Below are 21,497 nucleotides of genomic sequence, written 5' to 3' on the forward strand. Positions count from 1 at the left end.
GGCCCGGCCGGGCACATATCCGGTCCGGCACCGTGGCGCACCGGCATACTGGGTTGTGTGACTTCTGACGTGACCAGCCCCTCCGGCATCGATCTGACCCATCTCGAACCGGCCGTCCGGGTCCAGGACGACCTGTTCACGCATGTCAACGGCGCTTGGTTGGCCGGGTACGAGATCCCGGCCGACCGGGCGGTCGACGGCGCGTTCCGCAAGCTCTACGACCGGGCGGAGCTCGACATCCAGGAGATCATCCGCAACGCAGACGGTGAGCCCGGCAGCGATGCGCGCAAGATCGCCGACCTCTACGCCTCGTTCATGGATACCGAAACCGTCGAGTCGCTGGGACTGACGCCGATCGTCGAGGAACTGGCCGCGCTCGCGCGGACCACCGATCGCGGTGAGTTCGCCGGACTGCTGGGCGGGTTGCAGCGGGTCGGTGTCTCCGGCGCGGTCGCGGTCTATGTCGACACCGACGACAAGAACTCGCAGCGCTACCTCGTCTACGCGACACAGTCGGGTATCGGCCTGCCCGACGAGTCCTACTACCGTTCCGACGAATACGCCGAGGTGCGCGAACGCTATATCGCACATATCGATCGGATGTTCGCCCTGGTCTCGGCCGACCCCCGGATCGCGGAACTGGTGCCGGCCGGGCCGGTGGGTGCTCGCGTGTTCGAGCTCGAACGCAAGCTCGCGGCCGGGCACTGGGATGTGGTGCGCCGTCGTGACGCCGAACTGAGCTACAACCTCACGACCTTCGCCGACCTGCTGGCCACCGAGCCGGAATTCGACTGGACCGCATGGGCCGACGGTCTCGCCGAGGGGGTCGCCGGCGGTGGCCCCGAACTGCTGGCGGAACTGGTCGTCCGGCAACCGGACTATCTGCGGACCTTCGCGCGGCTGTGGGCGTCCGAACCCGTCGAGGAGTGGCGGCTGTGGGCGCAGTGGCGGGTATTGCGGGCCCGCGCGCCGTATCTCACCGAAGCGGTGGTGGAGGAGAGCTTCGATTTCTACGGCCGTACGCTCACCGGCGCCCAGGAGAACCGGGAGCGCTGGAAGCGCGGGGTTTCGCTGGTCCAGGATCTGCTCGGTGAGGCCGTGGGCAAGCTCTATGTGGCCGAGCACTTTCCGCCCGAGGCCAAAACCGCGATGGTTCGGCTGGTGGACAATTTGCGCGAGGCCTATCGCCGCAATATCGCCGAACTGGAGTGGATGAGCCCGGCGACGCGGCAGGCCGCGCTCGCCAAGCTGGAGAAGTTCACTCCCAAGATCGGTTATCCGGACCGCTGGCGCGACTACTCCGCGATCACGGTGACGCCGGCCGATCTGGTCGGGAACTACCGGCGCGGCCACGCCGTCGATCACGATCGCGATCTGAACAAACTCGGCGGTCCGGTGGATCGCGACGAATGGTTCATGACTCCGCAGACGGTGAACGCCTACTACAACCCCGGGATGAACGAGATCGTCTTCCCGGCCGCCATCCTGCAACCGCCGTTCTTCGATATGAACGCCGACGACGCCGCCAACTACGGTGGTATCGGGGCGGTGATCGGGCACGAGATCGGTCACGGTTTCGACGATCAGGGCGCCAAGTACGACGGCGACGGCAATATGGTCGATTGGTGGACCGATACCGATCGGGCCGAGTTCGGTAAGCGCACCCGCGCGCTCATCGACCAGTACGACGTACTCTCCCCCGCCGATCTGTCCGACGAACACACCGTCAACGGTGAGTTCACGATCGGCGAGAACATCGGCGATCTGGGTGGATTGTCGATCGCCCTGCAGGCCTACCGGATTTCCTTGGAAGGCCGGGAGGCACCGGTGATCGACGGGCTGACCGGTTTGCAGCGGGTGTTCTTCGGCTGGGCGCAGGTCTGGCGGACCAAATCGCGTCCGGAGGAGGCGGTGCGTCGGCTGGCGGTCGATCCGCACTCCCCGCCGGAGTTCCGCTGCAATGCCGTGGTCCGCAATATCGACGCGTTCCACGAGGCTTTCGAGCTGACCCCTGAAGACGCCCTGTATCTGGCGCCGGAGGAGCGCGTCAAGATCTGGTGACCCCACCCGGCGACAAAACGGTGGCCCACCCGAAGTCTCGGGTGGGCCACCGTTGCGTATGGAGTTTCTGCCGGCCGTCGAACCCTCGCCTTCCCGGATGCTCTACCCCGGTAACAGGGAATCGGTTCCGGAGCGGCGATCTACAGCGACCGAGCACATAGAGCCGGGGTCACGAGGGCCCCGACCCGCCGACAACTCAGTTCCAGTCGCCCAGACCGTCGCCGGCATTGAGGGTGCCGCCCTGGGTGTTCTGCACGACGACCGCGTCGCCCTTCTTGACGTTCTCGTAGAACCATTGGGCGTCTTCGGTGCTCACGTTCAGGCAGCCGTGGCTGGTGTTCGCGTAGCCCTGCGAACCGACCGACCACGGTGCCGCGTGTACGAAGATCCCGCTGTTGGAGATACGGGTCGCGTACTCGACATCGAGTTTGTAGCCCTCGGGGGCGTCGACCGGGACGCCGTAGGTCGAGGAGTCCATGACCATTTCACGCTTCTGCTCACCGACGATGTAGGTGCCGTTGGGCGTTTCGTGGTCCACCTTGCCCATCGAGGTCGGCATGGTGCGTACGACCTCGCCGTTGCGGGTCACGGTGATCATCTTCGTGTTGTCGTCGGCGGTGGCGACGACGGCGTCGCCCACGTGGAAGGCGCTGCGGCTGCCGCCGGCCTCCACTACAACGTCGCTCTGCGCGGGCCAGAACTCGTTCGGCCGCCAGCGCACCTGCTTATCGCTCCACCAGTAGAAGTGGCCGGGTACCTCGTTCGACGAAGTGATCTTGATGGCGCGTTCGGCGGCGGCCCGGTCGTCGACCGGATCCTTGAAGTTGATGATGATCGGCTGCGCGACGCCGACCTCTTCACCCTCGGAGGGGTTGATCGCGGGCGGCGCGAAGTTCGCCGCCGGTGGACCGGGCTCGGTGGCGCCTGCCGCGGAACCGGTGGGCAGTTCCGGCAGCGCGTACGCGGGCGCCACGGCCAGCGTGGTGGCGGTGGCGACTGCGGCCGTCAACAGGACACCCTGCCGAAGCCGCCGCTGAGTGCGGCGACCGGTCGGCTGCGACCCGGTGTTGTCGAAGACATACATAAGAGTGTTCGTCCGTCCATTCGACTCTGGAGCGCACGGGGCCGGTGGGCCGCCGGTACGCCTTCGGAGCACCCCGGCGAGTGTTCGCGGAGTTCTGTGGAGCCCCTCCACGGCCGTACGGCCCGTGAGCGTCTGGTCGTCCGCGCGCTGCCGGTCGTGGAGTTGTGGAGCGGTCCCGACAGGCTGTTGCGCATCGCGGAAGCTCGCTGGGATCCAGCTGATGCGCCTCCGCTCCGAGATCCTTCGTACTGCCTTTACGAAGTCGTGACCAGTCCGGATTTGCGTTACATAGCTGTTATGCATTGCCGGTGTGACTCGCCACGCTCCCCCGGTGACCCGTCCGGCGGTCCACCGCAGGGCCGGTGGGCCGGGGATTCCTGTTCGGGAGGTGCTTCCGGATGGACATCGAGTGATCTGCGTTACCAAACCTGTTGATGACATATGTCACGCCGCTGTGCGGCCGCCGCACCCGGCTGCCCGGCCCGCGTCCGGCAGGCTCCCCGGGAGCGGCGTCAGCAGAGTCGACGCTCGCGCCGTCATGGTGTATTCATGGCGTGGAATTGCTGGCGGAGCTGCAGTGAGGTTCGGATTCGACGCGGGGGCAGAGTTCGGCATCACAGCGGGAGGACTGTGCGTGTCTGGATGGGCATCATCTCGATTGACAATGGCGATCGCCGGGGCCGCGATGGCTGCCGGCCTGGCGGTCGCCGGTTGTAGTTCCACCATCGAGGGCCGGGCGCAGCCGGCGATGGAGACGGGCACCGTCGACGCGGTGGACGTGACCGGCACCCCGACTCCCGGCACGACGTCGCGCACCACCACCTCCAGCGCGCCGACCACCACCCCGGAGGGTGGCGATGTCAGTTTCGACGCCCAGGTCGGCGACTGTGTGACGCTCGGCGGTACCACCACCGACGCCAGCATCGAGGAGGCGTCCTGTGGCAGCAACGAGTCGAACTACAAGGTGATCGGCAAGGCCGAACAGAGCACGCAGTGCATAAGCGATGCCGACAACTACTACGCCGAGAGCCGCAACGGTATCGAGATGGGCGCGCTGTGCCTCGATATCGACTGGGTGGTCGGCGGCTGTATGGATGTGGGCGGCGGGACCACCGGGCCGGAGCGGATCGAATGCACCGAGACTTCCGCCACGGACGGGGTAAAGGTCGTCGCGATAGAGCAGAACGCTACCGACGTGAACGCCTGCGGTGCGGGTAGCAGCGGATATGTGTATCCGGAACGCCGCTTCGTAGTCTGCGTCGAGGAACTCTGAGGCCGGGACCGACAAAAAACGAGGTGGGCACCAGCCGGTGCCCACCTCGTTCTCGATCCGGGGTAGCCGCTAGATGGGCCGGTACCCGGCTCCGACGCCGTTGCGGCTGTCGATATCGCCGATGATGGTCGCCATATTGGTGCCGACCTCCGGGCCGAAGCAGGCGATGGCCAGGTAGGCGTTCACCATGCCGACGAGGGTCGAGCCGACGACGACCGGCGCGCCGGAATCGCCTTCCATCACGCACATCTGCGACCAGGTCTCCATACTGCTGGCGAAGACGTCACCGTAGGCGATACCGCAGGTGTTGCCGGTGGTGCGGCCTTCTTTGCACACGATATTGGGGAACTGGGCCGGCGCGCCGACCCCGGTGATGCTCAGGTTGCCGACCCGGTTGACCGGGGTCACCCGGCCGGGATCGAATTCGAGTACCGCGTAGTCCAGGTCCTGGTTGGAGTAGACGAACCGCCCGAGCACTCCCGCTCCCGGGTCCTGTTCCGAATACACCTCGTGCCCAGGTGTTCCGCAGTGTCCCGCGGTGAGGCCGACCAGTCTGCCGGCGCCGTCGTGACCGATCGTGGTGAGCGTGCACTGGATCGCGTACTCGGACATCTGGCCGGACTCGGAGGAGATGATGAGCCCCGAGCCACCACCGAGTACAGGCCGGGGCTCGGCCGCAGCCGTCCCGGTGCCGAGTAGCGCCGTGCTCAGCGCGACGGCGAAGACGGCGCTGGCCGCCTGGGCGAGTTTCCTGAACATATCCCTCCAGACCTTGAAGCCGCACGATATCAATGTGTGGCACCTCATCGTGGCAGCAAAGGCCCCGACGCGCGCCCCGAGTTGCCGCTACCCGCGAGTTCGACTGCGTAACAGGGAAGTTCGGCTCTTCGGTCGTGCATTCGGCCGGGGTGCTCCACGTGCGGCGCGCACCGCGCGAACTCCGGCCACGATAACCCTCGGAAGAATAGCCGAACGCTATTAATTGTCCCGGATTTGGGCGCGCGGGTCGAGTAACGGTCGAATCTCCACACTGCCGCGAAAGGGTTAATTTCCCGGAATACTCTCCGTTATTTAAGTGAACCACGGTTCGCAAGGGTTCTTGCGCTCTGCCCTACATTTCGCGCCGGTCAGCTGTATGTTCTTCCGGTGCCGCGGAACTCTCATTGGGATACACACCAAGGAACGTGCGATAACTCAGTGGTCACGCCACAAAGTGATGAACATCTGTGACTGCGCTCACGCGCCTATGGTGTGTTCCGCACTACTACGTAGTAAGGTGCCTCAAGCAAACCAGCCGTCGGGGTAGGTAACCGACGTCGAGAGGGGTTAGTCAGTGCAGTCGACCAAGAGTCCACCAACAGGTTCTCGGTTGAGCGGAGCGGTCGAGTGGACGCGGGACTACTGGCGCGACCACCCCAGACGTTCATTGGAGACGCTCGGCCGCCAGATGACCATGGCCGTCGAAGCGATTACCGAACTCGTGGTCAGTATTTTTCGCGGACGGTTTCCCGTCAACGAGTTCATCCGGCAGTGCGCGTTCATGGCCAACGTGGCCGCGGCTCCGACTCTCCTGGTGGCCATCCCGATCGGTGTCATCGTATCCATCCAGGTCGGCGCGGTCGCACAGCAGGTCGGCGCCACCTCGTTCATCGGTGCGGCCAACGGCCTCGGCATCATCCAGCAGGGCGCCCCACTGGTCACCGTGCTGATGATCGCGGGCGCCGTCGGATCCGCGATCTGCGCCGATCTCGGCTCCCGGACCATTCGCGAGGAAATCGACGCCATGAAAGTCATGGGTGTCGATCCGCTGCGCCGACTCGTGGCGCCCCGCCTCGGCGCCGCAATGCTGGTCAGCGTGTTGCTCTGCGGATTCGTGGTCTTCGTCGGATTTCTGACCGGATACATTTTCAATATTTTCGCCCAGGGTGGAACCCCGGGTTCGTATATCTCGACCTTCGCCTCTTTCGCGGTAACGCTCGACCTGCTTGTCGCGCTGGTGAAATCGCTGTTGTTCGGTCTCCTCGCCGCAATCATCGCCTGCGATACCGGACTGAACACCCGCGGTGGTCCGGGCGGTGTCGCCAACTCGGTGAATACCGCCGTTGTCATGTCCGCGGTGATGTTGTTCGGAGTGAATGTGATCTTCACCCAGGTGTACAACACTTTGTTCCCCCCACAGGTGGTGTGAGCCGGTGTCCGCAACCTATGTGCCCCCGCTGCTCAAACCTCTGCAGCAACTGCGAAAAGCGGCCGGCGCACCGGTCGATATGCTGGCCCGGCTCGGGCATCAGGTGTTCTTCTTCCTGCGCTCGGTCGGCTCGATGCCGCTGGCGTTCAAGCAGTACCCCAAAGAAGTCTGGCGGTTGCTCTCCGATGTCACCTGGGGTAACGGCAATCTGATCGTCGGTGGCGGGACCATCGGCGTCGTCCTCATCCTGAGCGCGTTCGGTGGAATGACCGTGGCCATCCAGGGTCACACCTCGCTCGATCTGCTCGGCCTGAGTCCGATCACCGGTGCCATCTCGGCCTTCGCGACCACCCGTGAGCTCGGTCCACTGCTCGCCGCTCTGGCCTTCGCGGCCCAGGCGGGCTGTCGTTTCACGGCTCAGCTCGGCGCCATGCGTATCTCCGAGGAGATCGACGCGCTCGAGTCGATCGCGATCCGCCCGCTGCCCTATCTGGTGAGCACCCGCATGATCGCCGCGATGATCACCATCCTGCCGCTGTACTGCCTGGGTCTGGCGATGGCCTACATCTCCTGCGCCCTGACGGTGCAGCTGATCGGCGGCACGGCCAGCGGGACCTATCAGCATTACTTCTATCAGTTCCTGATACCGACGGACGTGCTCTATTCGCTGCTCAAAGCGATCGTCTTCGTCGCCATCACCACGTTCATCCAGTGCTACTACGGCTTCTTCGCCTCCGGCGGTCCGGAGGGCGTGGGTGTCGCGGCCGGCCGTGCGATCAAGATGTGCATCATCGCGACCGTTTTCGTGGACCTCTTCATGACCTTGGCCATCTGGGGTGTCAACCCCGGCATCCGGATCTCGGGGTAGGTAATGATCATCGATCCGAGTGGGCGCGGGCCCACGATGAAGCAGTTGCTCATCGCGGGTGTTTGCGGCCTTGTCGTCTTCGCGGTCGTTCTCGGCTTCCTGATGGCCCGGTATCAGGGCTATTTCGTGGAAAAAGTGAAGGTGACGGCCAATCTCACCACCACCGGTGACGGACTGCCCGAACAAGCCGACGTGAAGTTCCGCGGTGTACTGGTCGGCGCGGTCAAGAATGTCTCGGTGGCCGCCCAGGGCGAGCTGCAGCAGGTGAACATCGACCTGAAGCCCGAATTCGCCGCCGGTATCCCGGCCACGGTCACCGCCCGTGTGGTGCCGAGCAACCTGTTCGCCGTCACCTCGGTGGAACTGGTCTACAACGGGCCCGACGCCGATCACCTCGGTGAGGGTTCGGTGATCGAGGAGGACCGCAGCCAGGGCACCATCGCGTTGCAGGACACGCTCACCACGGTGCAGAACATCCTCGACGCCATCGACCCGATGCAGTTCGGCCGGGTGCTCGGCACCCTGTCCTATGCGCTGGACGGCAGCGGCCGGGTCCCCGGCTCGACCATCGAGCGGCTCGACCGCTGGGTGACCTCGGTGGACCAGTCGATCCCGGATCTCGGTGTCTTCCTCGGCGATCTGTCGGGTTCGGTGCACGCGCTCAACGAATCGGCGCCGGAACTGATGGATGTCCTGGCCTCGTCGGTACAGACCGCGAGCACGATCGCCGACCGGCGCGAGGAACTGGTGAACGTGATCACCGGCGCCAGCAGTATGGCCGACCAGATCAACGATCTGTTCGCCCGTAACCCGAATGTCGGTAAAGAACTCACCGTGGGCCTGAACCAGACTTTCGGCGCGCTCGCCGCGAATCCGGCGTCGATCACCAATGCGATCAGCAATCTGAACAACTCGTCCCGCAAGCTGAACACCGTGTTCACCTGGGGACCGCAGCGGCAGATGGTCTGGAACGCGGGTGTCACCTTCACCCCGTTCAATCCCAACACCGTGGCGGACTGCCCGCGCTACGGCGAGCTGGCCGGTCCGAGCTGTGGCACCGCTCCCGCTGTCGCTGATCCCGGGTACCTCCCCGAGCAGGTGAAACCGCGCCGGCTGCCCGCCGCGGACGGCCTGCCGGTGATGCCGCCGCTGCCCGGGCTGCCGCAGATCCCGGGTGTCACCACTGCGGCCGGGGCGCCCGCGCCGGCGCAGGCGCCGGGTAACAACCCGTTCGCTGGTACGCCGCTGGAAGGCCTTTTCCCGCAGGGGCTGCCGCAGCTTCCGGGACTGCCCGGGGCTCCGGCTCCGGCGGCGCAGCCCGGTGAACAGCCGCAGAATCCGCCGGCCGTGCCGGGCGCGCCCGCGCCGGCCGCGCACAACGGCACCCCGGGCACCGGCGTGGTGCCCGCGGCCGCACCGATCACCTACGAGGGCGACGCCGCCGTGACGACGCTGCTCGGCCGGAAGCCGTCCTCGATGGAGTACCTGATGCTGAGTTCGATCCTGGAGGGCGGAACCCTGCGCGTGACCGAGGAGGCCGCCTCGTGAGGGGAGTTCGTAAACCGCTGATCGGGTTCGGCCTGTTCGCAGTGGTCTCGGTGCTGGTCACCGTGCTGGTGTGGAATACGCTGGCCCGCACGGTCGACGGTGGTACAAAATCGTATTCCGCGGTTTTCACCGATGTCCTGGGTCTACGCGAGGGCGACGATGTCCGGATGGCGGGTGTGCGCGTCGGCAAGGTCGAGAAGATCGAGCTGACCGACGACCACAACGCGAAGGTCAGTTTCATCGTCCAGGACGATCAGACCCTGTTCGGCAACACCAAGGCGCTGGTGCGCTACCAGAACCTGATCGGTCAGCGCTATGTGGCGCTGGCGCCGGGTTCCGGCGGGGACGCCTCCCAGCTACCGGAGGACGGCAACATCCCGGTGGACCGCACCGAGCCGTCCTTCGATATCTCGGCGCTGCTCAACGGATTCCAGCCGCTGTTCGAGGTACTCGAACCCGAGCAGGTGAACCGGCTCTCGGAGACCTTCATCCTCGCCCTGCAGGGCGACCGGGTGTCGTTGAGCTCGTTCATCACTCAGGCCGCCACCATGGCCACCGATTTCCAGCGCCGTGACGCCATCCTCAGTGATGTGATCACCAACCTCAGCGGCGTGATGGCCGGTTTGGCCAAACGAGGGGACGAATTGGAGACGCTGATAACCCAGACGCGTGCGCTGATCGGCGGTTTGTACGAGCAGGGACAGCAACTGCTCGGCTCGACCGAACAGATCGCCGGTGCGACCACCGCCCTCGTGGGCATGGTGGGCAATATCCAGCCGAAGCTGGAGGCGGTGCAGAATTCGACACGTGACGCTTTGACCCTGTTCTTGGCCAACGGCGCCAAACTGGATCAGGCCGCGATCGACCTGCCGTCCATCCTCGCCGACGCGGGCCGCTTCACCTCCGAAGGCGCGTACGCCAACGCCTACATCTGCCGGCTCGACGTTTCGCTCTACGGTGTCCTCTTCCCACGCGGTCTCTTCTCCCAGATCGGTGGCAACTCGCAATCGGCGGTGTGCCGGCCATGATGACCAAACTCAAAACCTGGTTCAACAACAATCGCTACTTCGGGCTCGGCATCATCGGCGTCGTCGTTGTGGGTGTGCTGGTGCTGGCCTCCAGCGGATTCCGCAATCTCGGAATCGGTGAGCAGTCCATCGAGGCCGAATTCGTCCAGTCCGCGGGTATCACCGTCGGCGACAAGGTCGATGTCGCCGGGGTGCCGGTGGGCCGGGTGGCCGCCGCCGAGCTCGAAGGCGACCACGTCCTGCTGACCCTGCAGGTCAACAGCGATGTGAAGCTCGGTCCGGACGCGCGGGCCGCCATCAAGATGGCGACCCTGCTCGGCGCTCGCTACGTGGATCTGGATCCGGGTGACGGTTCGGGCCTGCCCGACGACCGGATCCCGAAGACCAACACCGCGGTCCCCTACGATCTGGCCGATGTGGTCTCCAAGGGCACCCCGGAGTTCCAGGAACTCGATCCCGGCAAGCTCGCCGAATCGCTGAACCTGTTCAACGAGCAGTTACAGGGTTCGCCGGAGCTCGTAGCGCAGTCGCTGGACAGTATCGGCGCACTGGCCAAGGTGATCGACAACCGCAAGGACGACGTCGCCCAGCTGCTGAAGGATCTCGACCGGGTGACCACCATCCTGGCCGACAACCGCAACAGCACCCTGCTGATCATCACCCAGGGCGAGGCCATCGCCTCGCGCGTGGTGGAACGCCAGCAGCTGCTGCGGACACTGCTCGACAATGTGGCCACGCTGACCGCGCAGTTGCAGGCGATCGGCGCCCAGAACAACAACCAGTTCGGCAGCACGCTCGATCAGCTGAACACCATGGCGTCGGGCCTGCAGAAGAACAAGGACAATCTGGATCGGCTGCTGTCGATCATGCCGCCGTCGGTGCGCTACCTGGCCAATGCCTGGGGTAACGGCAACTACGCCGAGGTCGGTATTCCGTGGCTGTTCCCGGACAACTGGTTGTGCTTCGCCGAAGTCGCCGAGGGGTGCCAGGGATGATCAAGAACAAGACCGGGATCGTGAAACGCGCTGCCCAGGCGCTGGTCATCGGAGTATCGGCGGTGGCGCTCGGTAGCTGCTCGGTGGTCAACAGTGTCACCGGCGGCGATATCGAGATCACCGCCGACTTCGAGAACATCGCCGGCATGTTCGAGGGCAACCCGATCACCGTGCTCGGGCTCGAAGTCGGCAAGGTCGACAAGATCGTGCCGCACGGGGATCTGGTCGAGGTCCATATGACCATCGACGGCGATGTACAGATCCCGAAGGACGCCATGGCGGTGGTGGTCTCGCCCTCCATCGTCACCGACCGGCATATCGAGTTCACTCCCCGCTACGTCGAGGGGGATACGCTCGAAAGCGGCGATCACCTGCCGCTGGAACGCACCGACGTTCCGGTGGAGCTGGATACGATGCTCAAGACCATCGACAAATTCGCCGACGCCCTCAAACCCCAGGAGGGGCAGGAGGGTGTCGGCCCGCTGTCGGGCCGGGTGCTCTACCCGATGCTCAACGGGCAGGGCGGGAAGCTACGCGACACCCTCAACGCGCTGTCCGGTGCGCTGAAGGTCGGTGTGGACAACAAGGATCATATTTCGAACATCATCATCAAGCTCAACGAGCTGACCACGATGCTGGCCGAGAACGATCAGGCCGTCCGCGATTTCAGCAACCAGGCCACCCAGATGACCACCATGCTGGCCGAGCAGGCGCCCGGTCTGCAGTCCACCCTCCAGCAGCTCTACGACTTCCTGAACAATACGAGTTCGGTATTCGCCGACCATCAGGATCAGTTGGTGGACACGCTGACCAAGATGAACGGGGTGATCGACCAGCTGCGGCAGAACGCGCACGGGGTCACCGAGGTGGTCGATGTCGCGCCGATGCTGCTGCAGAGTATCCACCGGTCGATGAACTACGAACAGGGTTATGTCCGGCTGCACGCGCTGATCGGCACGAACCTCGCCAACGGTGAGCTGCTCAGCCTGTTCTGCGAACGGATCCAGATGAAGGCCGACGGTTGCCGCACCGGCCGCCCCGAGGATTTCGGACCGGACTTCGGACTCACCGCCGCACTGCTGGGACTGACGAAATGATGCGAACGATCCGCCGGGCCCGCCGCACCATGGCCGCCCTCGTGGCGGCCGGGACGGTGGTACTGGCCTCCGGCTGCGGGCTGACCGTAGAAGACATACCGCTGCCGAAGCCCGGCATCGGTGGTGACACCTTCACCCTGAAGGCGGTATTCGAGAACGCGCTGAACCTGCCCGACCAGGCCAAGGTGAAGATCGGTGGTTCCGATGTCGGTGTCGTCACCAATATCGAGACCAAGAACTTCCAGGCGATCGTCGATATGCAGATCCGCAAGGATATCGACCTCCCCGTCGGCACCACGGCCGAACTCCGCCAGGCCACTCCGCTCGGCGATGTGTTCATCGCGGTCTCCAAACCGCCCACCGAACAGAACAGCCAGCTGCTCACCGACGGCGATACGCTGGCCATCGACAAGACCTCGGCCGGTGCGACGGTCGAAGAACTGCTGCTGTCGGTATCGCTGATGTTCAACGGCGGCGGTATCGCCCACCTGACCCGGCTGGGCACCGAACTGGACTCGATCGTCGGTGGGCGCAGCGATCAGCTGGTGCACCTGGTCAACGAGATCACCGGCGTGGTGTCGAGTATCAATGCCAACTCGGCGCAGATCGACAGTGTGCTGGGTGAATTCAATGTGCTGGCCGATACACTCGACGCCCGGCGCACCGAACTCGGCCAGGTGGCCGACACTCTGCCGGATATGATCGGCGCGATCGCGGAGAACAACCGCGCGCTCGGTGATCTACTCGGCAAGATCGCCACGACCAGCGCGGCGCTCGGCGACTACGCCGACACCACCGGCGGCGATCTGGCCGGCACCCTGGACAACCTGAACAACCTGATGTCGGCGCTCGCGGCGACCGGTGACAACTTCGGCGCCCTGCTGGACGCGCTGCACGATCTGAAGGCCCCGGTGAACGCCACCTTCCGCGGCAGCAGCCTGGCGGCTCAGGTGAATGTCACCAACCTCGATATCGCGATGCTGACCGCGCCCGGTACCAGCCATTTCTACGATGTGCGCGATCTCCAGGACTTCGCGGGCAGTCTGATCCAGATCCTCCAGGTCGTGCAGTATCGCGTAGGAGGCCAGTGATGTTGTCCCGGAACAAGATCCTGCTGTCGAATATCGGGCTGGTCCTGGCGCTGCTGATCGGCGGCACCTATCTGCTGGTCAACGTCATGCGCGTCAATCCGTTGCGCAGTACCTACACCGTCACCGTCAATCTCGACCGCTCCGGTGGTCTGCAACCCGGTAACGATGTGACGCTGCGGGGTTACCGGGTGGGCGAGGTGAGCAACCTCGAAATCGTCGGTGAAGGTGCCGGGATCCGGGCGAAGGCCGAGATCGATTCCCGGTACGACATTCCGTTGGATACGAAGGTCGCGGTCCAGGCGCTGTCGGGTGCCGGTGAGCAGTACATCGACTTCCGGCCGGCCACCGACCAGGGCCCGTTCCTGACCGACGGCTCGTCGATCGACTTCGATCCGGAGCGAGTGAGCACGCCGGTTCCGGTCTCGTCGGTGTTGGAGAACTCCAGCGACCTCATCGCCCAGGTGGACCCGGAACATTTCGCGGTGATCCTGAACGAACTCGATATCGCGCTCAGTGGCGGTCCCGATCAGCTGCGTTCACTGATCGAAGGGGTGAGCCTGGTGACGGCGGGAATGGATTCGCTGCTGCCGCAGACCACGAACCTGATCGCCAATCTGCGCACCATCGCGGCCACCACCTCGCAGGCGCAGCCGGATCTGGGAACGCTGACGGCCAATTCGCGGGTGCTGTTCGATCAGTTCAACAAGGCCAACGCCGAACTGATCAAGGTGCTCGACCAGGCGCCGGGGCAGTTCGCGGCGGTGACCGCGACGCTGGACAGCACCAGTGATCCGATCACCGCGCTGGCCAACAACTTCCTCGCGGTCACCCGGGCGGCGCAGCTGCGCACCCCGGCGCTGGCGGCCTTGTTCCCGGCGCTCGAAGTCGGTGGCGCGGCTCTCGGAGTCCCCGCTCACGACAACGAGTTCCACACCATCCTCGATATCTGGTTCCGGCCGTACTGCCAGTACCAGAGCACCCCGATGAAGACCCAGGTGGTGCAGGACGGCACGCTGCCGATGTGGAACTACTGCGACAGCCCCGGGCCTGGTGAGCAGATCCGTGGCGCGGTGAACGCGCCGCGTCCGAACATCCCGGACAACGGTGCCACCATTCCGCCGGGGGTGGACCCGAACGAACGTACGCTGCCGCCCGTGCGGTAGAAGGACCGGTCGTGGAGCGCCGGGTGCGACGGTGCATACTCTCGCAGAGATGCCCGCCACACCCGGCGGTCGTTTTCGACCGGTAGATTACGGCGCGTCTCCAGCCGCGCCGGGAAGGTGTGAACAGTACAGATGTCCTCAGAAAAACCCGTCTCCGACCCCTTGGAGCCGGAAGGCACCGGTGTGCCAGCGGACGCCGCGGCTGAGCACGCCACTTCCGGAAAAGATGAGAACGATGCTGTGACCAGCAGCGACAAGGCCGATACCGATACGGCGGACGCCGGTGAACCGGAGGCCGGCAAGGCGGCTGCCGCGGGGGCGACGGATAAGGCTTCGGAGTCAACGACGACCACCGATGCCGATGCCGCCGCCGATGCCGACGATGCGACCGCGGCAGGCGGCGAGGCCGCGACGGATGCCGATCCGGAGAAGCCGGATTCCGCCGCCACGGTCGGATTGAGCAAATCCGACGCGGTCGCCGCCGAGCAGAAATCGGACGATGCCACCGAGAAGATTTCGGCGCCCGACGCGAAGGCCGGGGCCGGCGAGAAGTCCGATGCGGAAAAACCGGCCGGTCGCGGCCTGCCGTTCCCGTTGCCCGCATTGATCGGAGCCGCGGTGGTGCTGGTCGCGGCCCTGGTGGCGGTCGGGGTCTTCTTCTTCCTCGCCGGCAACAAGCAGGAGGAACTGGACCGCCGAGCCGCGGCGACCAAGGCCGCCTGCGATTTCGGGAACAATTTCGCCACCTACACCGGTGACAAAGCCGACGACTACCTGCAACGCCTGGATCAGTCCTCCACCGGTAAGTGGAAGGATCTGGTCGCCCAGATCGGCCCGGACCTGAAGACCCGGTTCGCCGAATCGAAGGTCAGCTCCAGCGCGACCTCGGTGCAGTGCGGTTACGAATCCGGCTCCGGCGACGAGGCGCGGGTGGTCCTGGTCATCGACCAGCAGTTCACCACCGCCAACGTTCCGCAGGAACAGGGGCCGGGGCAGGTCAAGGTAGCGGCCGATGTCTCCATGCAGAAGGTCGACGGCACCTGGCTGGTCGCCGACTTCGATACACCGATGATGCAGCAGTAGTTGCAGCCGCGAGACGAACAGAAGTTAGGACTCGAAGCTATGGCTGAGAAGGAGACCGCGGCGACACCGGGCAACGACGACAAGTCCGGACTGCTGCCGGTGGTGGCCGCCTTCGTGGCGGGTGTGGTACTGGTGGCGCTGGTCGTCGCGGGAGTCGTGTATTTCCGCGCTTTCCAGCAGAACCGAGGTGAGCTGTCCGCGCAGGACCAGTCCACCCGGGCGGCGTGCGAATTCGCGCGCGCCACGAACACCTATGACTACCAGGGTGATCTGGACGGCTTCATGAAGGCGATGAAGGACGGCGCGACCGACAACGTCGTTTCCTCGCTGGAGCAGAACTGGGATGTGCTGCGGCAGTTGCTCACCGAATCCAAGGTGAAATCCTGGGTCGACGACGCGACCTGCGGTTTCCAGTCCGGTGACGAGAAGAGCGCGAAAGTGCTCGTCAATATCGGACTGATGAAGACGAATTCGGTGACTCCCGAGCCGAAGCGCCAGGACATCGCGGTTGTCGCGAGCATGGAGAAGGACGGCGACCGCTGGATCGTGAACCAGTGGGAGCTGGCGATGCTGGGCGGCCTGGCCGGCCAGGGTGCCGCGCAGGCTCCGGCGGGCCCCGCGCCGGCCGCTCCTCAGGGCGGTCAACCCGCCCCGGCGCCAGGTAACTGACCTGTATCACATCCGGTGAGCGATCCTGGCGGATCAGGAAGGATCGCTCACCGCCCTCGCTTCTCCGGTGATCGACGCTCGGCGTATGAACCACTACCGCCGGAGGCTGTTCAGATGGTGGTCACGGATCCCATGGATGAGCGGCCTCCCGTTCCCACTGGTGGCGGGCGTTGATTTCGGTGAGCGCTTGCTCGAGTTGTTGCGGCCCGCCGACACGGTCGAGGAGGTGCCCGTAGGTGGAGATGATGTCCTCGGGCGCGGACCGATAGCTTGTGCCGGGGCCTTGGTAGAAGCCGTATTGTTCGATCATATGACCGCTGAGGTCGGACACTTGGACCGAGGCGCCGGTTGTGGCGTTCGTGATGTGACGGTTCGCGGAGCCATGGGTACCGTCGCGGAACGGCGAATTCTGCACACCCAAACTGCCAGTTCCTCCAATGGTGTAGGTGTGCCCGCCTTCTCCGATATATGACCGGACCGAGTAGCGGTTGGCGAGTCGGTTGTTGATCTGGACGGCTTCAGCCAGGTCTGTGTGGCTGAGCCCGAGACTGCGCACGAGGTCGTTGTCGCGCGCCAGGGTCTGGCGCAGGCTGTCGTGTGGGCCGAGAAATCCCGCCGTCGAACCGATCTGCCTGGGCACCCCGGGAAACCAGGGTTCGCCGGGCCGTTGGGGGCGCATCCACTGTTCGAGGTCGGCGATTCGGTAGCCGTTGATTTCGGTGAGCTGCTCGAAGCTGCTGGTGGGATTGTCTCCGGCACGGACGAAACCGCTCGGTTCTGTATGGGGAACAGTCGGTGCGACACCGACATCGGCCGCCGTGACCGCACGCAGCACATGGGGATCGGTCACAAACCCCTGGGGGGTAAATGTGTAGTCGAGCCAGCCGTTGGACAGGCGTAGGACCGGCTCGGTACCGCCGCCGCGCCAACTCTCTCGTTCTATGGTCTCGACACGCAGGACTCGCGACTGCGCAACCAGCTCCCCGGCGCGGCCCTCGAGCGGTCTGTGGAACGTGAGTGTGTCGTCAGGGCCGAGGGTGACGGTCAGCGTGAGGTCGCCGTGCCGTCGTTGCAGCATGTTGTCGCCGATCGGGTCGAATCCCGACTCCATCAGCTGCCGGTGGAGCGGAACTCTCGCGCGTTCTAGACGATCCAGCGCTGCCTCCCCAGCGACTTGTTCTGTGGAGCTCCGGTCCAGCCCGCTGCTGCCCATCCCGCCACGGCGCCATACCTCGGCTCGCAGGGTCTGCGGGCCGTGGTAGGTATAGATCGATCGTGTGTACACGCGGAATGCGTCACCGTGCGGTTCGATTCGCACGGCGACAGTTCGCTCGCGAGTCGCGAGGGATTGATGCAGGCGCAGGCCGTCCGGTCGCGGTTCGATCAGGTAGCCGCCGCCGCGATAGAGCCCGTCGTTCACCCGTTGGATACCAGGAATATCGCCGAGATCCCGCTCGATCCGATCACCGTGCACCATCGACGGATCAGGTCGCCCCACGTCGGCTTCGATCAGCGCGCGGCCATCGTGATCGGCAGCCTGGAGTCTTCTTGCCTTGACCGCCTGCAGCACCAAATCGGCCCATCTGTCGTGCAGATGAGGACTGGTTCTATGACTGAGCAACTCGATCATGTCGTCGCGGAGGCGCATCAACAACTCACGTCCGACTTCGCTCATCGCATACCTCGGTCGACGACATTACATGGACCCGCATATAACACGGAACTTTTTTGGCAGGATCACCGCCGCCAAGTGGCAGGAGGCTGCGGCATTCGTCGGGAAACAACTGGCCCGGGCGCCTCCGGCGGTGGGTCGAGCCACCGCCGCCGGAGGCTATTCGCGTAGTCGGCGGTCGCTACGATCGCCGGTTCCGCGGCCTTCCCTGGCGCCGCGGAGATTCGGGGCCGCCGGGGCGACCTGGGCCACTGTTCGGGCAGCCGGCGAACTTGTGGCCGCGGCCTTGCGGGCGGCGGCGCCGGCCAGCGCGTCGGCCAGCGCGTCGGCCTGTTCGTTGAAATAGTTCCCGATATGGCCCCGTACCCAGCGGAAACGCACCGGTCCGGGGCGGCGCGCGATGGTGTGGTCTATCTCGCGGATGATCTCGACGTTCTTGACCGCGGACCCGCTCGGGTATGGAGAAGGACGGCGACCGCTGGATCGTGAACCAGTGGGAGCTGGCGATGCTGGGCGGCACCGGATGCGCCTTTCTCGATCGATCGGCCCGCCCACCGCTCACCACTTCGACACACGGCCTGGTCGGGGATCAGGCGCCGAGCTCGATCAGCGCAGCGTTGTCCAATGCGCGTATCTTGGGCGCGACGTCGAGCAGGTGAATTATGCCGAACTGACCGAACACAGCGTAACCCTCGTCCGCCTTTTCTTGAAAAAGATTCGCGAAGTGTCTGTCCCGCCGCTGATTGCATTCAAAGGAGACTTTCTGTACCGGGCTCTCGGCTTTCCCTGTCACGGCGGGATCGTTCGTTTCCTTCATCAGCCAATGTTCGTCACCTTCCTTGAACTTCCCGCTGAAGCCGGTGTGGGCATACTCGCGGGACATCAAATCGTCGAACATCTGCCGAACATCCGTACGCTCGGGCATATACGGAGCGAACCTGTCGAGCGTCTCATCCAGGTATTTTCCCATATCGTACTGTTCCAGCTCGAGACGAGATTTCCCCATTTTGATCGCTTGCTTCCGCGCCGCGAGCGCCTGCGGCATCTGGCGCAGCACGTAATATCCGAGAACATGCTCTGGTCGATGGTTGCGCAGTAGCTCGGCGAACTGGAAGGCCTGGTCCTCCTCCCCCGTTATGACCTCGACGCCGTTCACTTTCCCTTTGAGGACTAAGGCCGCTACCTCGCCGCGCTCGGAGGCGAACGCTCTCTTCAGAAGCCCGTCGTATGCCTTCCGGAACGCCGAGGGCATTTCGGGGTCGGGTACGCGTCCTTCGACGATCATGATGCGTTTTTTCCCGAAGGTCGCGTCGAGCCAATCGTCCAGATGGCGTATCAAGGCCTGGGATTGGGGCAGATCGTAGTTTTTGTTGTGCACCGTCGCCGCGTACACATTGTCGCCTCTGGATACCAACCAATGTGAGCGCTGCTCCCCCTCTTCGCTTGTGAGCCGGGCCTGCACCCTGGCTCGGTACACACTCTCGATTCGTTTCCGGGAGGCTGCTTCCAAAATATCCACGGCCGTGTTGACGGCGCTCCCTGCGTTGCGGGAGTGGCCGGCGAAAATCGATCCCACGCGGGGTACGGCCTCCGATAGCCGTTCTACCGCAACCAGAAAGATCCTCGAGATGCTTGACATGCCCGCTATTTTCGCTTCGTCGCACTCGGTCGCGATGAACCGTGGGTCCCGACGCTGGCAACAGTGACATCAGACCAGGGTGTATCGAAGCGGTCCTCAACCCGTGACGGTTCAGGGCCAATGCCGCACGGTCCAAGGGGATGTGTTGCCCAACCGGTGTCACAGTGACGTTCCGAGCCAGGAGGCGAACCCGACCAGTCCTTCACTCTGTCGACGCTGAGCGGCCGCGATACCGTGAACCGTCTCCCGGACCGAAGGATGCAGGCGGGTCTGCTGCGGTGCTGCGAGCCGTGCCTTGATCAACGCGCTGAGTGCCTTGTCCGGCTTCCCGGACATCAGCCACGCGCGGGCGTTGTCCTGCCAGTGGTGCGCTACCCGGGTCCGTGGTGCGTCGTCGGGGTAGGTGAGCTTTGCTCCGTCGACCGCGGCCCGGTTCGGGTCTCCGGCTTCCAGCTCGACTTCGTGTGCGTGGATCTCGGCGTTCAGCGGTCCGAAGCTCACCAGGTAGTCATCTGTCTCGCCGGTCCGGCCGGCCATCTCCCGCGCGGCCTCGATGTGGTCGGATGCCCCGGAGTAGTTCAGCTTCCGGGCCTCGTTCACGGCACCGGCGAGGTGGGAGTATCCGCCCAGGATCAACCCGCGGTGTGATTCGTCGGCCGACGATATCGCCGAGTCGATGAGCTGCCCGGCCACCTCGGATTCCCCGTAGTGCGTGAGCACCCGGGCGCGGGCCAGGATGGAGAACGCGCCCCAGTTCGTATCATCGGCCATAGGCGCGTAGGTATCGGCCAGGTCCAGCGCGGGCAGCGTGAGCAGTAGGTGACCGGTGCGCCGGGCCGACCACTCCGCGAGCACGTACGCCGCGGTCAACAGGGTGAAGGCGTGCGCCTTGTGATCCCCGGTCATCTCCCGGGTAGCGCCGTGCAGCCGCCGAATGATCCCCGGCAATACCTCGATGGTCTGGCGTGTGCGGTCGCGGCGGTAGAGCTGCTGTGCTGCGAACAGATCTGCCTCGAGCTGCGCCAGAGTGCCCGGTTCCATCGCTCGGGCGTAGCGGCCTTCGGTCAGCAGGATCGAGAGCTCGTTCACGGCATCGGAGAGCGGGCGGCCGTCGTCGTACGGTGCGCCGGTCAGCTGTTCGGGGGTGACCCGCAGGACCCGCGCAACCGCGGAGATGAAGCCGGGAGAGGCCGGCTCCCGTCCTTGCTCTACCGCCTTGACCATGGACAGGCTGTACGCCGCTCGCGCTGCCAATGCCCGTTGGCTGAGTCCGGCCGATTTGCGTTCGGATGCGACCCGCTGGCCTACGTTCTCGCCCATGTCCCGAGGGTAGATCGATACTGCGCCGCTGTCCCCTCGCTGTCCCTCTGGGCACTTGCAAAACGCGAATCTCTTTGGCAGCATTCGCCGCCGGGCTGATACCCCGACCACCTCGGCGGCGGGTGCCTTCCAATCTGCAGGGTCGGGGGACGCAGGGGTATGCAATGGTCGGGGAACTGCCGAAGGCGATCGCGATGATTCGCAAGGATGTGCAGGGCGACGGGGTAGACGTCTACAAGGTGGCCGAGCGCCACGGCTACCGCCTGGTGTGGACGGTACGGCTCGATACCGGTCCGCTGGCAAGCGCTCTGATCATCGCCGGCGCCGTCATGGAACACGCCGCGGCCGCAGTCGTCGTCCCGTCGTTCGAGCACGCGGATTCGGCGAGGCACGCGATCACCGACGTTGCCGCCCTGGTGACTCCGGTCCGGGTCTACCCGCGCGGGCACCGGTGGCCGGTCGTGCAGCTGTGACGGGCCACGGTATCGCCCTGGTCCTGCTCGCCGGCGGGCTGGCCTGGTTCACCGTGGCGCTGTTCCGGGAGTGAGTCACGGTCATTTTGACCGCAACTGCCGGGGTACTCCCTCAGCGAGTACCCCCAGGTCGCTCAGCTTGCCGACGTCGACAACCCGAATCTTGCGGGATCCCGCAATCGGCCGGGGTACTCACCATCGAGTACCCCGGCCGATCATTTTGTCGGCGCCGGAAATATGTTCCT

Annotated in this window: 19 protein-coding genes; 13 read left to right on the forward strand and 6 right to left on the reverse strand. The window is 64.9% G+C overall.

Going from position 1 to position 21,497, the window contains the following annotated elements; all coding sequences use genetic code 11:
* The first annotated feature begins 57 nt into the window (after positions 1–57).
* The gene (locus ACWCPQ_RS12450) at positions 58–2,061 is read left to right on the forward strand and encodes a M13 family metallopeptidase (protein ID WP_449897670.1); all 2,004 of its coding nucleotides are present in this window, start codon (positions 58–60) and stop codon (positions 2,059–2,061) included.
* Between the two features lie 196 nt (positions 2,062–2,257).
* Here the strand turns inward: ACWCPQ_RS12450 and ACWCPQ_RS12455 are convergent, their stop codons facing one another.
* Positions 2,258–3,145 (reverse strand): L,D-transpeptidase, encoded by an 888-nt coding sequence (locus tag ACWCPQ_RS12455; RefSeq protein ID WP_449897671.1) that lies wholly within the window; start codon positions 3,143–3,145, stop codon positions 2,258–2,260.
* A 664-nt stretch (positions 3,146–3,809) separates the two neighbouring features.
* Between ACWCPQ_RS12455 and lppU the strand changes: the two genes are divergently transcribed.
* Positions 3,810–4,418, forward strand: a complete 609-nt coding sequence (gene lppU, locus ACWCPQ_RS12460) for an LppU family putative lipoprotein (RefSeq protein ID WP_449897672.1) — start codon at positions 3,810–3,812, stop codon at positions 4,416–4,418.
* 69 nt (positions 4,419–4,487) lie between these two features.
* On the opposite strand, the gene ACWCPQ_RS12465 is transcribed toward lppU, so the two are convergent.
* A complete protein-coding gene (locus ACWCPQ_RS12465) occupies positions 4,488–5,177 on the reverse strand; it encodes a serine protease (protein WP_449897674.1) in 690 nt (229 codons plus the stop codon).
* Between the two features lie 610 nt (positions 5,178–5,787).
* On the opposite strand from ACWCPQ_RS12465, the gene ACWCPQ_RS12470 reads away from it, so the two are divergent.
* From ACWCPQ_RS12470 to ACWCPQ_RS12515, 10 genes are all read left to right on the forward strand, one after another.
* Complete coding sequence (locus ACWCPQ_RS12470) at positions 5,788–6,606, forward strand: MlaE family ABC transporter permease (protein WP_449897676.1); 819 nt, start codon at positions 5,788–5,790, stop codon at positions 6,604–6,606.
* Positions 6,607–6,610: 4 nt separating this feature from the next.
* Entirely contained in the window at positions 6,611–7,474 is an 864-nt protein-coding gene (locus ACWCPQ_RS12475; protein ID WP_449897678.1) for an MlaE family ABC transporter permease, read from the forward strand.
* A gap of 3 nt (positions 7,475–7,477) precedes the next feature.
* Positions 7,478–9,022 (forward strand): MlaD family protein, encoded by a 1,545-nt coding sequence (locus ACWCPQ_RS12480; protein ID WP_449897681.1) that lies wholly within the window; start codon positions 7,478–7,480, stop codon positions 9,020–9,022.
* Positions 9,019–10,050: an MCE family protein gene (locus ACWCPQ_RS12485; protein ID WP_449897683.1), complete on the forward strand. Its 1,032-nt coding sequence runs from the start codon at positions 9,019–9,021 to the stop codon at positions 10,048–10,050. The genes ACWCPQ_RS12480 and ACWCPQ_RS12485 overlap by 4 nt, the downstream gene beginning before the upstream one ends.
* Complete coding sequence (locus tag ACWCPQ_RS12490; protein WP_449897883.1) at positions 10,050–11,045, forward strand: MCE family protein; 996 nt, start codon at positions 10,050–10,052, stop codon at positions 11,043–11,045. The genes ACWCPQ_RS12485 and ACWCPQ_RS12490 overlap by 1 nt, the downstream gene beginning before the upstream one ends.
* Positions 11,042–12,142, forward strand: a complete 1,101-nt coding sequence (locus ACWCPQ_RS12495) for an MCE family protein (protein ID WP_449897686.1) — start codon at positions 11,042–11,044, stop codon at positions 12,140–12,142. The genes ACWCPQ_RS12490 and ACWCPQ_RS12495 overlap by 4 nt, the downstream gene beginning before the upstream one ends.
* Positions 12,139–13,233, forward strand: coding sequence for an MCE family protein (locus ACWCPQ_RS12500; protein WP_449897688.1), 1,095 nt, complete (start codon positions 12,139–12,141; stop codon positions 13,231–13,233). Before ACWCPQ_RS12495 ends, ACWCPQ_RS12500 begins: the two co-directional genes overlap by 4 nt.
* Entirely contained in the window at positions 13,233–14,396 is a 1,164-nt protein-coding gene (locus ACWCPQ_RS12505; protein ID WP_449897690.1) for an MlaD family protein, read from the forward strand. The genes ACWCPQ_RS12500 and ACWCPQ_RS12505 overlap by 1 nt, the downstream gene beginning before the upstream one ends.
* 240 nt (positions 14,397–14,636) lie before the next feature.
* Positions 14,637–15,479 (forward strand): hypothetical protein, encoded by an 843-nt coding sequence (locus ACWCPQ_RS12510; RefSeq protein WP_449897692.1) that lies wholly within the window; start codon positions 14,637–14,639, stop codon positions 15,477–15,479.
* A gap of 39 nt (positions 15,480–15,518) precedes the next feature.
* On the forward strand, positions 15,519–16,148 hold the full coding sequence (locus ACWCPQ_RS12515) for a hypothetical protein (protein ID WP_449897694.1): 630 nt from the start codon (positions 15,519–15,521) through the stop codon (positions 16,146–16,148).
* Between the two features lie 121 nt (positions 16,149–16,269).
* On the opposite strand, the gene ACWCPQ_RS12520 is transcribed toward ACWCPQ_RS12515, so the two are convergent.
* The 4 genes from ACWCPQ_RS12520 to ACWCPQ_RS12535 form a co-directional block, all read right to left on the reverse strand.
* A complete protein-coding gene (locus ACWCPQ_RS12520; protein ID WP_449897697.1) occupies positions 16,270–17,823 on the reverse strand; it encodes a hypothetical protein in 1,554 nt (517 codons plus the stop codon).
* 156 nt (positions 17,824–17,979) lie between these two features.
* On the reverse strand, positions 17,980–18,375 hold the full coding sequence (locus ACWCPQ_RS12525) for an RNase H family protein (RefSeq protein WP_449897699.1): 396 nt from the start codon (positions 18,373–18,375) through the stop codon (positions 17,980–17,982).
* Positions 18,376–18,409: 34 nt separating this feature from the next.
* Positions 18,410–19,459, reverse strand: a complete 1,050-nt coding sequence (locus tag ACWCPQ_RS12530) for a hypothetical protein (RefSeq protein ID WP_449897701.1) — start codon at positions 19,457–19,459, stop codon at positions 18,410–18,412.
* Between the two features lie 159 nt (positions 19,460–19,618).
* Complete coding sequence (locus tag ACWCPQ_RS12535; RefSeq protein WP_449897703.1) at positions 19,619–20,779, reverse strand: helix-turn-helix domain-containing protein; 1,161 nt, start codon at positions 20,777–20,779, stop codon at positions 19,619–19,621.
* A gap of 164 nt (positions 20,780–20,943) precedes the next feature.
* On the opposite strand from ACWCPQ_RS12535, the gene ACWCPQ_RS12540 reads away from it, so the two are divergent.
* A complete protein-coding gene (locus ACWCPQ_RS12540; protein ID WP_449897704.1) occupies positions 20,944–21,252 on the forward strand; it encodes a hypothetical protein in 309 nt (102 codons plus the stop codon).
* The last annotated feature ends 245 nt before the right edge of the window (positions 21,253–21,497 follow it).

The sequence above is a fragment of the Nocardia sp. NPDC001965 genome, from assembly GCF_053594175.1.

Coding starts and splice junctions, on each gene's coding strand:
- ACWCPQ_RS12455 (WP_449897671.1), bottom strand. CDS start 3,145: ATGTATGTCTTCGACAACACCGGGTCGCAGCCGACCGGTCGCCGCACT.
- lppU (WP_449897672.1), top strand. CDS start 3,810: ATGGCGATCGCCGGGGCCGCGATGGCTGCCGGCCTGGCGGTCGCCGGT.
- ACWCPQ_RS12465 (WP_449897674.1), bottom strand. CDS start 5,177: ATGTTCAGGAAACTCGCCCAGGCGGCCAGCGCCGTCTTCGCCGTCGCG.
- ACWCPQ_RS12480 (WP_449897681.1), top strand. CDS start 7,478: ATGATCATCGATCCGAGTGGGCGCGGGCCCACGATGAAGCAGTTGCTC.
- ACWCPQ_RS12490 (WP_449897883.1), top strand. CDS start 10,050: ATGACCAAACTCAAAACCTGGTTCAACAACAATCGCTACTTCGGGCTC.
- ACWCPQ_RS12495 (WP_449897686.1), top strand. CDS start 11,042: ATGATCAAGAACAAGACCGGGATCGTGAAACGCGCTGCCCAGGCGCTG.
- ACWCPQ_RS12500 (WP_449897688.1), top strand. CDS start 12,139: ATGATGCGAACGATCCGCCGGGCCCGCCGCACCATGGCCGCCCTCGTG.
- ACWCPQ_RS12505 (WP_449897690.1), top strand. CDS start 13,233: ATGTTGTCCCGGAACAAGATCCTGCTGTCGAATATCGGGCTGGTCCTG.
- ACWCPQ_RS12515 (WP_449897694.1), top strand. CDS start 15,519: ATGGCTGAGAAGGAGACCGCGGCGACACCGGGCAACGACGACAAGTCC.
- ACWCPQ_RS12520 (WP_449897697.1), bottom strand. CDS start 17,823: ATGAGCGAAGTCGGACGTGAGTTGTTGATGCGCCTCCGCGACGACATG.
- ACWCPQ_RS12530 (WP_449897701.1), bottom strand. CDS start 19,459: ATGTCAAGCATCTCGAGGATCTTTCTGGTTGCGGTAGAACGGCTATCG.
- ACWCPQ_RS12535 (WP_449897703.1), bottom strand. CDS start 20,779: ATGGGCGAGAACGTAGGCCAGCGGGTCGCATCCGAACGCAAATCGGCC.
- ACWCPQ_RS12540 (WP_449897704.1), top strand. CDS start 20,944: ATGGTCGGGGAACTGCCGAAGGCGATCGCGATGATTCGCAAGGATGTG.